12 protein-coding genes and 2 tRNA genes are annotated in these 14,048 nt (G+C 50.2%); 5 read left to right on the top strand and 9 right to left on the bottom strand.

Annotation, left to right across the window (positions count from 1 at the left end; translation table 11 throughout):
- Positions 1-5: 5 nt before the first annotated feature.
- From QOX44_RS05965 to QOX44_RS05945, 5 genes are all read right to left on the bottom strand, one after another.
- Positions 6-632: an MBL fold metallo-hydrolase gene (locus tag QOX44_RS05965; protein ID WP_283682094.1), complete on the bottom strand. Its 627-nt coding sequence runs from the start codon at positions 630-632 to the stop codon at positions 6-8.
- Between the two features lie 49 nt (positions 633-681).
- The gene (locus tag QOX44_RS05960; RefSeq protein WP_283682093.1) at positions 682-2,985 is read right to left on the bottom strand and encodes a RelA/SpoT family protein; all 2,304 of its coding nucleotides are present in this window, start codon (positions 2,983-2,985) and stop codon (positions 682-684) included.
- A gap of 64 nt (positions 2,986-3,049) precedes the next feature.
- Positions 3,050-3,574: an adenine phosphoribosyltransferase gene (locus QOX44_RS05955; RefSeq protein WP_283682092.1), complete on the bottom strand. Its 525-nt coding sequence runs from the start codon at positions 3,572-3,574 to the stop codon at positions 3,050-3,052.
- A gap of 103 nt (positions 3,575-3,677) precedes the next feature.
- Positions 3,678-4,193: a DUF1700 domain-containing protein gene (locus tag QOX44_RS05950; RefSeq protein ID WP_283682090.1), complete on the bottom strand. Its 516-nt coding sequence runs from the start codon at positions 4,191-4,193 to the stop codon at positions 3,678-3,680.
- Between the two features lie 104 nt (positions 4,194-4,297).
- Positions 4,298-4,912, bottom strand: a complete 615-nt coding sequence (locus tag QOX44_RS05945; protein ID WP_283682088.1) for a YitT family protein — start codon at positions 4,910-4,912, stop codon at positions 4,298-4,300.
- A gap of 171 nt (positions 4,913-5,083) precedes the next feature.
- On the opposite strand from QOX44_RS05945, the gene QOX44_RS05940 reads away from it, so the two are divergent.
- Together QOX44_RS05940 and QOX44_RS05935 are read left to right on the top strand one after the other, a co-directional pair.
- Positions 5,084-6,079 carry a ribokinase gene (locus QOX44_RS05940; RefSeq protein WP_283682086.1) on the top strand — a complete coding sequence of 332 codons (996 nt, stop codon included), beginning with the start codon at positions 5,084-5,086 and terminating at the stop codon, positions 6,077-6,079.
- Between the two features lie 29 nt (positions 6,080-6,108).
- Positions 6,109-6,720 (top strand): KpsF/GutQ family sugar-phosphate isomerase, encoded by a 612-nt coding sequence (locus QOX44_RS05935; protein ID WP_283682085.1) that lies wholly within the window; start codon positions 6,109-6,111, stop codon positions 6,718-6,720.
- Between the two features lie 116 nt (positions 6,721-6,836).
- On the opposite strand, the gene QOX44_RS05930 is transcribed toward QOX44_RS05935, so the two are convergent.
- Positions 6,837-8,486: a Na/Pi cotransporter family protein gene (locus QOX44_RS05930; RefSeq protein ID WP_283682082.1), complete on the bottom strand. Its 1,650-nt coding sequence runs from the start codon at positions 8,484-8,486 to the stop codon at positions 6,837-6,839.
- 258 nt (positions 8,487-8,744) lie between these two features.
- On the opposite strand from QOX44_RS05930, the gene QOX44_RS05925 reads away from it, so the two are divergent.
- The 3 genes from QOX44_RS05925 (at position 8,745) to fba (ending at position 10,047) form a co-directional block, all read left to right on the top strand.
- Positions 8,745-8,816 (top strand) — tRNA-Gly (locus tag QOX44_RS05925).
- Positions 8,817-8,844: 28 nt separating this feature from the next.
- Positions 8,845-8,916 (top strand) — tRNA-Gly (locus QOX44_RS05920).
- 162 nt (positions 8,917-9,078) lie between these two features.
- Positions 9,079-10,047, top strand: a complete 969-nt coding sequence (gene fba / locus QOX44_RS05915; protein ID WP_283682080.1) for a class II fructose-1,6-bisphosphate aldolase — start codon at positions 9,079-9,081, stop codon at positions 10,045-10,047.
- 88 nt (positions 10,048-10,135) lie between these two features.
- On the opposite strand, the gene QOX44_RS05910 is transcribed toward fba, so the two are convergent.
- From QOX44_RS05910 to QOX44_RS05900, 3 genes are all read right to left on the bottom strand, one after another.
- Entirely contained in the window at positions 10,136-10,921 is a 786-nt protein-coding gene (locus QOX44_RS05910; RefSeq protein ID WP_283682079.1) for a nitroreductase family protein, read from the bottom strand.
- Between the two features lie 232 nt (positions 10,922-11,153).
- Positions 11,154-12,530: an MATE family efflux transporter gene (locus QOX44_RS05905; RefSeq protein WP_283682076.1), complete on the bottom strand. Its 1,377-nt coding sequence runs from the start codon at positions 12,528-12,530 to the stop codon at positions 11,154-11,156.
- Positions 12,527-14,014: a HEAT repeat domain-containing protein gene (locus tag QOX44_RS05900; protein ID WP_283682073.1), complete on the bottom strand. Its 1,488-nt coding sequence runs from the start codon at positions 14,012-14,014 to the stop codon at positions 12,527-12,529. The genes QOX44_RS05905 and QOX44_RS05900 overlap by 4 nt, the downstream gene beginning before the upstream one ends.
- Positions 14,015-14,048: the final 34 nt, after the last annotated feature.

Here is a 14,048-nt window from a genome sequence, read left to right as displayed (position 1 = left end):
GTTCATTAATACGGATTATACCGTTTCTCATAGCCAATATTGGTTGCTTCATTGTGCCCCGGATATACAGCCGTATCCTCCGGAAGCACAAACAGTTTCGTATGGATGGAATCCCGCAGCGCACTCATGCTGCCCGTCGGAAAATCTGTCCGCCCAACGCTTGCGCAAAACAGCGTATCGCCGGAAAACAGTACCGCTTCCTCCGGGATATAGTAGCATGCGCCTCCCAGCGTGTGGCCCGCAGTAGCGATCACCTTCACAGCAATCCCTCCCAGATCCACCTGCTGCCCATCGCAAAATGTCTGATCCGGCCTGACGGTCACAGGATCACCAAACATTGCTGAAAGATTTTTCTGTGTATCCTCAAAAATCTCCTGTTCCTTCTCCGGCCCGCATACCGGTATGCCATATCTGTCTGCAACACATCTGGCTGCCCCGATATGGTCAAAATGACCGTGCGTCAAAAGCACTGCCACCGGCTGCGCGTCCATCTGCGCTATTTTGCTGATGATACGTTCCGGCTGTGCGCCCGGATCAATGATTATCAGTTTTTTTGTCTCCCGGTGCATAACGAGATAGCAATTCGTCGCCATCGCACCAAGCACCAGCGTCTCTATCTGAAGCTTCTGCATACTTTCACCCTTCGCTGTCTGAGATTGTTTTGCTGTCCGGACTGACCGCTCATCCTGTCGTACGCTCTACATCGATCACGCTCTCCACCTGGCGGATCTTTTCGATCATATAATTCAGCGTATCCTTATCAGATACCTCAAAGGACATCGCGATCGTCGCGATCCCCTGCTTATTTGTTCTGGAATTTACGGATGTCACGTCGATCTTTCTCTCCGTAAACAGCTTCGTAATATCGACCAGCAATCCGGTGCGGTTCGTACTGTAGATCATGATCTCTGCGAGATACATGCCCTTGTCTCCTGTGACCGCATCCTTCTGCCATTCCGCGTCAATGATACGCGCACGCTCCTCCTCCGGGAGGTTGATGATATTGATACAGTCTGTCCGGTGTATCGTCACACCGCGCCCCCGCGTCACAAACCCGATGATCTCGTCTCCCGGGATCGGACTGCAGCACTTTGCAAACCGGACGCTGATATCATCGATCCCCTGTACGGTGATCCCGCCCTTCATTTTCTGGACACGGACCGGAGCGGCCTCCTTCGCGTTTTGTACAGCCTCGATGATCTGCTCATCCGTGACCTCTTTTTTGTGGTCCTGATCATAGCCTTCCATCAGCTTATTGACAACCTGGCCCTCCTTCAGTCCTCCGTGTCCGAGTGCCGCGAGCACAGAATCCCAGTCCCGGAAGCCATATTTTGTCAGCACGCGCTCCATATATTCCGGCTTCATAATATCTGACTGGACGATCGATTTTGACTTGCAGTACGCTGCAAGCATCTCCTTGCCCTTTACGATATTATCTTCTTTTAATTCCTGCTTAAACCACTGATTGATCTTGTTCTTCGCCTGAGAGCTCTTAACGATCTTGAGCCAGTCGCGGCTTGGTCCCCGTGAATTCTGCGATGTAATGATCTCAATGCGGTCTCCGTTCTGGATCACGTAATCGATCGTCACCAGCTTGCCGTTGACCCTGGCGCCGATCATGCGGTTTCCGACTGCGCTGTGGATGCTGTAGGCAAAATCGATCGGTGTGGAGCCGTTTGGAAGGTTTTTCACATCACCGGAAGGCGTAAAACAGTATACGCTCTCAGAAAACAGGTCGAAATCACTCTTTAAGAGACTCATAAACTCCCGGTTGTCCGACATCTGCCAGTCAAGCACCTGACGCAGCCACGAGAGCTTCTCCTCCTCGCTCTTCGTGTCAACGCTTTTGCCGCCTGCAGCCTCTTTGTACTTCCAGTGCGCCGCAATACCATACTCGGCTGTCCGGTGCATCTCAAACGTCCGGATCTGGATCTCAAACGGGGTCCCGTTCGGTCCGATCAGCGTCGTATGCAAAGACTGGTACATATTCTGCTTCGGCATTGCGATATAGTCCTTAAAACGGCCCGGGATCGGCTTGTACATCTCATGGATAACGCCGAGCGCCGCATAGCAGTCCTTTACCGTATCGACGATAATGCGGACTGCAAAAAGGTCATATATCTGATCCAGCGTCTTCTGCTGGTTCACCATCTTCTTATAAATACTGAAAAAATGCTTGATGCGTCCGTCAATCTGCGCCTTGATGCCGGCAGCCTCGATATGCTTGCTGACCTCCTCTACAATGCGGTTGACAAACGCCTGTCTCGCATCGCGCTTCAGCGCGATCTTTTCTACCAGATCATAATATACTTCCGGCTCCAGATACTTCAAAGACAGATCATCGAGCTCGACCTTGATCTTGGAAATACCCAGACGGTGGGCGATCGGCGCATAAATATCCATCGTCTCCCGCGCCTTTTCCCGCTGCTTCTCCGGACGCATGTACTTGAGCGTACGCATATTGTGGAGACGGTCCGCCAGTTTGATCAAAATGACACGGATGTCCTTGGCCATAGCCAGGAACATCTTGCGCAGATTCTCTGCCTGCACCTCCACCTTATCTGCCGAATAACTGAGCTGTCCCAGCTTTGTCACCCCATCGACCAGCAGCTCTACCTCTTCTCCGAACTCCTCTTTGAGCTCCTCGGAGGTCATGACCGTATCCTCGACTACATCATGCAAAAGCCCGGCGACGATCGTCTCCTTGTCAAGCTCCAGATCGGCCAGAATAATCGCAACGCACAGCGGATGTATAATATACGGCTCACCTGATTTTCGGCGCTGATCCTTATGCGCATCATACGCGATCCGATACGCCTTTTCAATCATCGAAATGTCGTCCGACGGATGATACTTCCTGACACCATCGATCAGCTCCTGATACAAAATATCAGGGCTCGTAAAATCCTCCATCGTCTTCACGCTGGCATCTGCTTTTTTTATTTCTTCGACTCTTTGCTGTTTTGTTCTCGTATCTACCGCCATAGACCCACCATCTTCTCTAGCTTTGGTCCCGAATACCAGACGCTTTGCGCCATCCCGGACTGCTTTATTTTCCTTCGTAACAGATCACTGATTCTACATCGTATTTTGCAAGCTTTTCCCTGCCCTTCAGTCCGGCAAGCTCCATCAGAAATACGATCTTTACGACCTCTCCGCCAAGCTTCTCGATCAGCTTGACCGCAGCCTCCACAGTACCGCCTGTGGCGATCAGATCATCGATCACCACAACCTTCTGTCCCGGACGGATCGCGTCTTTGTGCATCTCGATCTGCGCTGTGCCGTACTCGAGGGCATACTCCATAGAAACTGTCTCACACGGCAGCTTGCCCTTTTTGCGCACCGGAACAAACGGTTTGTTCAGATTGTATGCGATCGGGACCCCAAAAATAAAACCGCGGGATTCTGTACCTGCCACAACGTCAAAATCCACACCGGCCAGCTTTTCCTGCATCAGATCGATCGCGAGCTTCAGCCCCTGCGCATCCTGCAAAATACTTGTCACATCCCGGAAAATGATCCCCGGCTCCGGAAAATCCGGTATACTTCTGACATACTCTTCTATCTTTTTCATTCTTCCCGCTCCTTTTTGGCTTCATACAGCCTCATTATAAAATGCACTGCAAAACAGTATAACATTTTTCCCCTTTTTTCGCAACATCCAAACCGGCCGTGCCTTATCGCGCCAGAAATCGCTTATAGAGCCAGTACAGTCCCGCTCCCAGAAGGATAAACGGCAAAAGCTGCCACATAACTGCAAAAACTGTGCCAAGGATCATGAATATAACAAGAAGCACGAGGATCAGGACCAGCCACTGCTTCCATCCAAAGCCATGCACCTTTACGTTTGCGTTAAAAGAGGAAAACGGATCCTTCTTCTCCTGCGCATCTTCATAGGACTCCTGATAAGTACCGTCTGCATTTTCTGTATAAACGGTCTGCGTATCATAGCCCTGTGCTTCACCGTAGCCGCTGCCGTATGCCTCTTCCTTTTGCTGGTCAACCTGCAGGATCGTACGCGCGATCAGTCTGGGATCTCCCAGCTCCAAAAGCACCTGCTCCTCTGTCTTTCCACCGCGCACCTGCTGTTCGATATAGTTTGCATAATAGTTCACATTGCTGCGTACCTCTTCCTCAGACAGCTCACGGTTAAGCATCCGTCCAAGTGCATCAAGAAATTCATTTTTTGTCATACATGCCCTCTTTTTCTTTCTTTTTTATAAGATACCCTGATAGCCCGCTTTAAATCAATATCATCAATTTCTTATTTTTTACTACTATCTCCTGTAAAAGTCAATCATTTTTGTGTTCTGCCCCGCCTGGAGGGGATTTTTTGCACTGCTCCGATGATCTGTCCGGAAAGGATCACAGTCAGTAAAGAGTATGCGATCCGCTTTACTGGAATATAGCTCAGTGATAAAAGAAGCACGATCAGATCACTCGTCAGATAGATCCACTGCACTTTCACCCTCGTCACATGCGAAAGGCTCATGGCCAGCGCATCATCTCCGCTCGTCGCTCCTCCGACCCTCACACAGATCCCGGCTCCCACGCCGACAAATGCTGCGCCAAGTACCGCGGCCAGAAGCGGCATCTGCGCGATCTTTGGCCAAAGCGGATCGAACTGCTCACAGATCCGGTAAGCCACAGAAAAGCCTGCGCTGGCAACGAACGAATATACCAGAAACACCCTGCCCAAAAGCTTCCACCCAAGAGCGTAGCATGCGCCGTTCATCACAAACCCTGACACGGCCGGCGATATCTGCAGCCAGTGATCCAGCAGAAGCGTCATGCCAAGCACACCTCCCTCTGTCACACCGGAAAGCGAATGGATATTGTAAAGTCCAAACGCCTGAACCGCGCTTCCGAGCAGCGCAATGATACAGTAACTGAATTTTATTCCTGAAAACAATCTGAAATTACTCCTCTCTCTTCTCTCTCTGCTTTATGTCACCAGTATATAATAAAGAGACAACGCCGTCAAATATCCTGAAATATCTTTTGCACATCTGTTGATTTTTCTTATATTTTTTGATATCCTAACTTTATTGCAGCAAAGCAAACAGAAAGGAGTTACGAAACAATGGCAAAACCAAAAATTCTCGTAGTCGGCAGCTTTGTAATGGATCAGATCGCCACTACGGAAGTGTTCCCGCGTGAAGGACAGACTGTCCTTGGCGGTACCTTTTCAAAGGCTCCCGGTGGAAAAGGAGCCAATCAGGCAGTACAAATGGCACGTCTCGGCGCCGACGTTACAATGGTCGGAAAGCTTGGTCATGACAGCAATGGAGAAGACATGGTAAAGACCTGCAAAGAAGCCGGTATCAATACAGAATATATCCTGTATGACGATAAGCTTCCATCCGGATGCAGCGTCATCATCCTTGAGGAGGCTCCGGGTAAGCAGACCGTAAACCGTATTATCGTCCTGTCAGGTTCCAATATGAGCATCACGGCAGAGGATGTTGCATTCTTAAAGGAAAAAATCGCAGATTATGATCTCGTTGTGCTTCAGCTTGAGATCCCGATGGAGATCAATGAGCTGGTAGCCTCTTATGCATATGAAAAGGGTGTTCCCGTTATGCTCAACTCTGCGCCGAGCGCACCGCTGTCCGACGAGCTGCTCTCTCACCTGACGTACATCTCCCCGAATGAGCACGAGGCGTACGATATGGTAGGGATCCGCATCTCCCACGAGGGTAAGGGCGTCAATATGGAAGAAGCAAAAGCTGCCACTGCAGCGCTCAAAGCAAAGGGTGTAAAAAATGTCCTGATCACGCTCGGAGAAGCCGGTGCGATCCTTGACACAGAAAAGGATGGCATTTTCTACAGCCCATGCGCAGAAAACATCATGGCTGTTGACCCGACTGCTGCCGGCGATTCCTTCGTAGGCGCACTTTCCGTAGGATTAAGCTGCGGCTGGGGCTACGATGAAACACTGAAATTCGCCAACCATACAGCAGCGCTTACCGTATCCGCTATGGGCGCTATGCCATCTCTTCCGACGCTGGAAAAGGTAGAGTCCTTCCTTCAGGAAAGAACAGGGCACGTTCCGGATACTTCAGCTTTAAAAGCATGATTTTTTAATTTAGGAGGCTTACAACGATCATGGATACAAAATGCAAAGAAGCTTACTCATTTTTTCTTGATACAGTAAAAAATGATCTGAGCGAGTTTATTGACCAGATGGATTACAGTGAGATCGAGGCGGCAGCTGATCTGATCACCGAAACACAGAAAAACGGCGGCCGCGTCCACGTATCAGGTATCGGCAAACCGGGACATATCGCAGGCTACATATCCTCCGTCATGTCCTCGACGGGCAGCCCGACTTATTTCCTTCACGGCACAGAGGCTGTGCATGGCTCCTGCGGTCAGCTTGTACCAGGCGATGTAGTGATCTTTATCTCAAACAGCGGCGAGACTGCTGAAATGCGCTCCACAGTCCTTGCAGTAAAGAACAACGGCTGCAAGATCATCGGAGTCAGCGGAAACCGCGATTCCTGGCTTGCAAAAGAAAGCGCTGTCCACCTCTTTGCCGGCGTCAAAAAAGAGGGAGGCCCGCTCGGACGTGCTCCAAGAATGTCCATTCTTGCAGAGACACTCGTCCTTCAGGCACTCAGCGTTGCGCTGCAGGCAGATAAGGATATCACGCCACAGCAGTATGTGAAGTGGCATCCGGGCGGAGCGCTCGGAAAGCTGCGCGACGACGAGAAATAACTTCACGAAGAAAGCGATCTGCTTTCTGGCGCAATAAAAAAGCCGGGGCTTTGCAGGATACGCCGCATCAGGCGCTGCAAGGTCTCCGGCTTTTTCTTTTTTCTCAGACGAAAAAGTCATTTAACATATGTTTCTGCTCTTGCAAAGGCGGATATGGCCTCTGCCCCGTTTGCCTCCGCGATATTCACAGAATGGTTCACCATGCGCAGATAGCTGTTCAACGCTTCCACAAAGGTAAGTCCCTGCGCAAACGAACACTCTTTATTTTTCAGCCTCTCCATATGATTCGTCTGTGCAGCTGAAATCTTCCGGCGTATCAGACGCTCCTTATTGCGGATCTGCTGCCATTCATCCATCGTCAGCCCCTCTCCGCCAAACAGGCCAAGCGTTGCGTCAAACAACTCCAGATCCAGCCTGGATATCTCCTCCAGCTCTGCCTGGGCAGCCTCTGAATACAGAAAATTTCCCTCCACACATTTTTCATTTTGCTCCATGATCTTCACCGCATGGTCGCCGATCTGCTCCAGATCATTGATCACATGAAAGGCACAGCCCATATAGTGCGATACAGTTGCCGGCAATGCAACAAAATTCACCTTTGTCAGATAATCTGTGATCTCAGACGCCAGATAATCTACGACCTCTTCATTGTCGTTTAATTGTCCTGCCCGTGAAAGATCATGCGCGATCAGTCCCTCCGAAGCACATTTAAAATTCTCCCGCACCAGCTCCGCCATCCGGTGTACCTCCTTCCCTACCTGAAGGCAGATGACAGCCGGAGCGCCATCCATATTTTTATCAATATACTCAAGACAAAACGCGCTCTCATGCGCCTGCTTCGGTATAATATGATAGGTCCACCTGACCACCATATTGACAAGCGGCAAGAGGATCACGCCTGTCACAATTTTAAAGAGGATATGGTATACCGCGATCTGGAACATCCCATTGGGCACAGCCCGCTCAATCACCTGCGTAAGCGGCGTAAGGATCGTAAGCGGCATAAATATCGCCGCACCGACAATATTGAAGATCAGGTAAATGACTGCCGCTCTTTTTGCATTATTTTTTGCATTAAATGCAGACAGAAGCGGCGGTGTCGAAGAACCGACATTGATCCCGCAGATAATAAAAGAAGCAAAGTACAGCGGCATCAGTCCCTGCATGGCAAGTGCCTGCAGCACTCCGACTGCAGCAGAAGAGCTCTGTATCACCGCGCACAGGACAACCCCGACTGCAAATCCGAGCAGCGGATTTCTTGCATTCATGATAAAATCCTGAAATGGAGCATAATCCTTCAGCGGTGACATCGCCGCGCTCATCGTATGCAGTCCCTGAAACAAAATACCAAACCCCAGGATAACCTGTCCCACATAGCGATTCCTCTTACGCTTTGCATATAAAAGCATCGCCGCGCCCAGGCAGATACATACCGGAGCGATCCCCGATACGTCGAGCGCGATCAGCACACTCGTGATCGTTGTCCCGATATTGGCTCCGAAAATCACTCCTGTCGCCTGTGCAAGATCCATGATCTCCGCATTGATAAAGCCCATCACCATAACCGTGGTCGCAGAAGACGACTGGATCACGATGGTTACCAAAGCCCCGAGCAAAAAGCCCATCACCCGGTTCCGCGTCAGCTTTTCCAGAAGATCCTTCATCTTTGGGCCGGCGGCAAGCTCCAGCCCTTCTCCCATATACTTCATGCCAAACAGAAAGAGTCCCAGACCACCTAATAATGAAATAATACTGTTAATCCCCATGTTCTGCCCATCAAGACTGCATGATCCTCTCCTCAGTCTTTATCCTCCCTGTATTCATTTTTATGCTGCTTTGTGCTTTTCCGTTACAGCACTATCAGAATATCATATCTATGTAAAAAAATCAAAGGTAAGGTAAAAAATGTAAAGTTTATGTAATTTTATGTAAAATTAAAAATTTTTTCAAAAAAGTAATTGACAACCCATGGTTTCTGTAGTATAGTAACTACTGTTCGCTGGAACAACTACTTAAACAGATATGCGCGAGTGGCTCAGTGGTGGAGTATCGCCTTGCCAAGGCGAGGGTCGCGGGTTCGAATCCCGTCTCGCGCTTTTGCTTCCAGCAAACAAAATTACATATGCGCGAGTGGCTCAGTGGTGGAGTATCGCCTTGCCAAGGCGAGGGTCGCGGGTTCGAATCCCGTCTCGCGCTCTTCTCTCAAAACGGAATCTGATCGTCAGGTTCCGTTTTTTCGTATCGAAAAAACGATTTTTTTCAAAAATTTTATGAAAAACATATCGTAAATCCTGGGAATATGTGATAAAATAGATACGATAATGATATCAAACTTAAAATATAAGGAGGATCATTCCAATGGCTTTAGTAACAACAACCGAAATGTTTAAGAAAGCCTACGACGGCGGTTACGCTATCGGTGCTTTCAATGTAAACAACATGGAGATCGTTCAGGGTATCACAGAAGCTGCCGGCGAATTACACAGCCCGGTTATTCTTCAGGTATCCAAGGGTGCTCGCGCTTACGCAAACCACACCTACCTCGTAAAACTGGTAGAGGCAGCAGTACAGGAGAACCCGGATATTCCGATCGCTCTGCACCTGGATCACGGCGATACTTTTGAGCTCTGCAAGAGCTGTATCGACGGCGGATTTACATCTGTCATGATCGACGCTTCTTCCAAATCTTTCGAGGATAACATCGCGCTGACAAAGCAGGTTGTAGAATACGCTCACGCTCATGGCGTAGTAGTTGAGGCCGAGCTTGGTACTCTGGCTGGTGTAGAGGACGAGGTAGTCGTAGAGGCCGGCAAAGAGGCTTACACACGTCCGGAAGAGGTAGAGGAGTTCGTTTCCAGAACAGGCTGCGACTCTCTGGCTATCGCTATCGGTACAAGCCACGGCGCATACAAGTTCAAAGCTTCCCAGTGTACACGCAACGAGGACGGCATCCTTGTTCCGCCGCCACTTCGTTTTGACGTTCTGGAGGAGTGCATCAAGCGTCTTCCGGGCTTCCCGATCGTACTGCACGGATCTTCTTCCGTACCGCAGGAGTTCGTAGCTATGGTAAATCAGTACGGCGGAAACATGCCGGATGCTATCGGTATCCCTGAGGCAGAGCTTCGTCACGCAGCTGAGCTGGCTGTCTGCAAGATCAACATCGACTCTGACATCCGTCTCGCTATGACAGGTAATATCCGCAAGTACTTCGCAGAGCATCCGGATCACTTCGATCCGCGCCAGTATCTGAAACCGGCTCGTCAGGCTGTTAAGGATATGGTTGCTCACAAGATCAAAAACGTTCTCGGCAGCGTTGACAAAGCTTGATCAAAGCTTTAACAGATATTCAAAAAAAGAGCGGTGCTCCTCACTAAGAGGGGGCCGCTCTTCTCTCTTTTCCATAATCCTGTCTTTGTCAGCTGTATGACGGTACTGCCTTTCTCCCGACAGCTGTCTTCTCCTGCACCCTTGTGCAAAGTCTTTCCAGATCCTTCCGCCTGCATACGCTCACAAGGCAGCGCGATCCATCTGCATCCACAAAAGCGAGGTCCATCCACAGCTCCTCTGCCGCCGTCATAATGCGTGCCGCCGCGATCCCCGCCTCCAGCTCAGCCAGCGACGTTTTTCTGCCTGAAGCCACTTTCGGCACAATACAGATCCGTCCATCCTCGTGAACTGCGCGAACCGCCCGCAGCGCTGTCGGAAACCTTTTCTTTGCGTAGCGCAGTACTTCCTCAGACCAGCGCTCGTGATAGTCATGGTACACGCACGGAAGCTCCTCTGAATCTGCCCTTTTCTGGCAGCGTCCTGCAGGAAGGGATTCTCCGAAGGCGACAGCTGTAAGACATTCATATCCCTGCTCTTCCTTTGCCCACACAGGGACACTGTGCGGAAGCACTGCCGGAATCCCGAGGAAACACAGATATGCCAGAATCTGCCCCGCGATATAGCCCGCATTCATATATGCATGTGGAAGGTCGTCAGAATACACAAGCAGGTAATAAGTCGAAGCAGCGCCGTGCTGCCGCCCCGCCCTCATACCGTTTCCGGCAAAGAGACGTATCTGTATGTCTGCCGGAGTATGCAGCGGCTCTACGCCGTGCGCAAAATCCAGAATACGCTCCAGAAGCCTTTTATCCAGCTTTGGCACGCCTGCCTGTATACCCGGCTGTTTTTTTCCCGATTTGAACAATAACCGCATCTGATTCCCATCCATTTCTCTTTATGTAACATTTTGTTTTTCTCATTTTTAACATTTCGTAATATTATTGTAATATATTCATTTAGAAATAGCAACTACTTTTTTATTTTTTCTTGCGATGAAGAAAAACGCATGCTCCGGCCCCGTATCATTTCGTTTGCAACGAAAAATACTGCATCGCGCACGCTGCGCTCTGCAGTATTTTTCACAATTTTCTATATTACTTTTTCTGCTATTCCACAATATTCTGGAGCCATACGCCCTTTTTCACAAGCACATATCCGATCACACACTTTATGATATCTACCGACTGGCAGATGATATACGTCGCCAGGATCGGCAGTCCTGAATATCTGCTCAGTACAAATGCGAGCGGAATACTGCATACCCATATAAATCCAGAGTCAAAGCAAAAGGTGACAACCGTCCTGCCGCCGGAGCGCAAAGTAAAATACGCAGAGTGCAGGAATGCCTGGACCGGCATCAGACAGGCGCCTATGATAATAAACTTCATCGCAAGGCTGCGCACCTGCGGGGATGTATTGTAGATTCTGGGGAACACCGGCGCCAGCAAAACCAGGATTGTTCCGATCGCAAAACAGCTCGCTACCGAAAAGAAGATCAGCTTCCGGTCCGTATCCTTCGCTTCTTCCATCCTGCCCGCTCCTAAAAGCTGCCCGATAATGATCGCCAGCGCATTCCCCATAGCCAGCCAGATGACATTGCAGACATTTGATATGGTAGAAGCAATATTAAGCCCGGCGATCACGACAAGCCCATACATGGAGTAACACTGCATAAGAACAGCCATGCCGACAGACCAGAGCACCTCATTGATCATAAGCGGAGAGCCTTTGATCAGGATCTTTTTCACCAGATCAGACGGCACGCGAAGCGTACGGTACGCTCCTTTTATAAACACGAGACGCTCCGAGCGGCGATGCGTCCATACAATGATCATTGTGCACTCCACAAATCTTGAAACTACCGTAGCGATCGCTGCTCCGGCCACGCCGAGACACGGCGCTCCAAATTTTCCAAAAATCAGAACATAGTTGAGCGATGTATTCACTACTACAGCGGCGATCCCGGCCCGCATCGGCGCTACGGTCTCTCCCATCTCCCGCAAAGTACTTGCATATATCTGCGTCGCCGCATAGGGGAGCATACCGATCAGCATGATCCTTAAATACTGCACGCCATAACCAAGTGTCGCATCAGCGCTTCCGGTGATCCCGTCCTCATGCAGATAGAGGGTGATCAGCGCCCCTCCTTTTACATACATCAGCCAGATACTGACCACCATAAGGATGATAATGGAAACGATCTTAAAGCGAAAGGTATCACGCACACCCTTCATATTATTGCTTCCGAAGTATTGCGCGCCAAAAATCCCCGCCCCGGATACCATGCCAAAAATGCTGATATTCAATATCAGAAGGAGCTGATTCGCCACCGCTACCCCGGACATCTGCTCCGTGCCGACACGTCCGATCATAATATTATCCAGCATCGCCACAAAGTTAGTTATTCCGTTCTGCACCATGATCGGTACTGCGATCGACAGCACCATCGCATAGAAGGCTTTATTTCCAATGTATTTTTTCATCGCGCCCCCCTGCAGATCACGAACAGTGTCGTGCCATTTTTTTCATTCAGAAGGAAAGATTTTTCGATCCTGCAGTCCGCATATTTCTTTACCTCCCTGCGAACAAGCTCCGGCTGCGTCGCATACAGGACCATAACGGCCTCTTTCTTTAAAAGCTGCGAGGCCTTTTCAAAAAAGCGCTCGTAGAGGCACGCTATCTCCTCTGTGCCTTTTGCCGCCGTCACCTGCGGCAGATCTGTAAAAATCTCGTCAAACAGATACTCATGCTCAAATTCAAAAAAATCCTTATTGATATAGTAGACACGACATCCTGCAAGCGCAGTGTTCACATGCGCCTTCTGGATCGCTTCGCCAAAGATGTCGATCCCGTACATGGCTCCCGCGCGCACGGCACGATGACGCTCAATAAGCATCGTACCTACCCCGCAAAATGGATCGAGCACCTGCGCCCGCTCTTTCAGATACGGCTGCGCCAGTTTTGCCGCAAGCGCAGCATTGACCGGCGCGATCGAGGCTGCCACGCTTTCCTGACGGTAAGAAAAGCGCTTTTCCGGAATCGTATAGAATTTCAGCATAGCTGCAAAGGTGCCATCCCTGCGCTCCAGCAAACGGAGCTCCATTTCATAGTCTGTCACAGAATTGACCAGACTGCCGCCTGCCGCCTGCTCCAGTGCATCTGACACCTTCCTGATGTAGCCTCCCTTTTTCTCCGGAGCCATCCTTCCTCTGAGCTCGATCCTGAATAAAAAGGGCGTGCTGCCGCTGTGGAGCCTCTTTGCAAGCTCCAGAACCTCCTGCGCCAGCGCAGCGCCTACCTCCTGCGGCTTCTGTACAGAAAGCGTCCGTTCTCCGATTGGAAAGAGCATCTCACTCCAGGTGCGGATCCCGCAGACTTCTCCTGCCGTGATCCCCCGTACCCGGATCCCTCCGGCGAGCATCGTGATCCTGTGTCCCTCTATCTGCGACGCGGTCGCCTCCCGCTGACACCGGTTCGTTACCAGGATCATATCACACGGAATATTCTGTCCGGTAAATCTGTGTCTCCGGCTTTTTTTGTACCTGAGCACCATTTCCTGCAGCATACGTCTCTCCCCGGCAACATGCTTTGCATCCTCATCCGTTGTCTCGGCCGCACGCAGCTCCTCCAGGCGCAGCTCCAGCTCGTCCAGATATGGCCGGTAATCCATCTGCGCCATTGCTTTTAAATAATCTGCACGCACAAAACGCGTTTCCTCCGTCTGGTATGCGTCAAAAAGAACCGGAAGCAGATCTTCCGATTCCATTTTTCCCAGAATAAGCGCGGCATTCTTTCTGACCTTGGGATCATTATCCTTTAACAGCCGCACCAGTACATCAAACTCGCCGCCTAAAAGATATGCAAATGCTCTCCTGTCTCTGTCATCTTTCAGACAGTCCCGCAGTGCGATCAGATTTGCCCGCACATCCCTGCCCGCACAGATTTCCTCATAATATTCTCTTACCATTCTTCTCCTCACCTGACTGCATCCCCGGCTTGCG

Source organism: Parablautia sp. Marseille-Q6255 (assembly GCF_951230155.1).
Classification (GTDB): Bacteria; Bacillota; Clostridia; order Lachnospirales; family Lachnospiraceae; genus Choladousia.
This window is presented reverse-complemented; position numbering and strand designations above follow the sequence as displayed.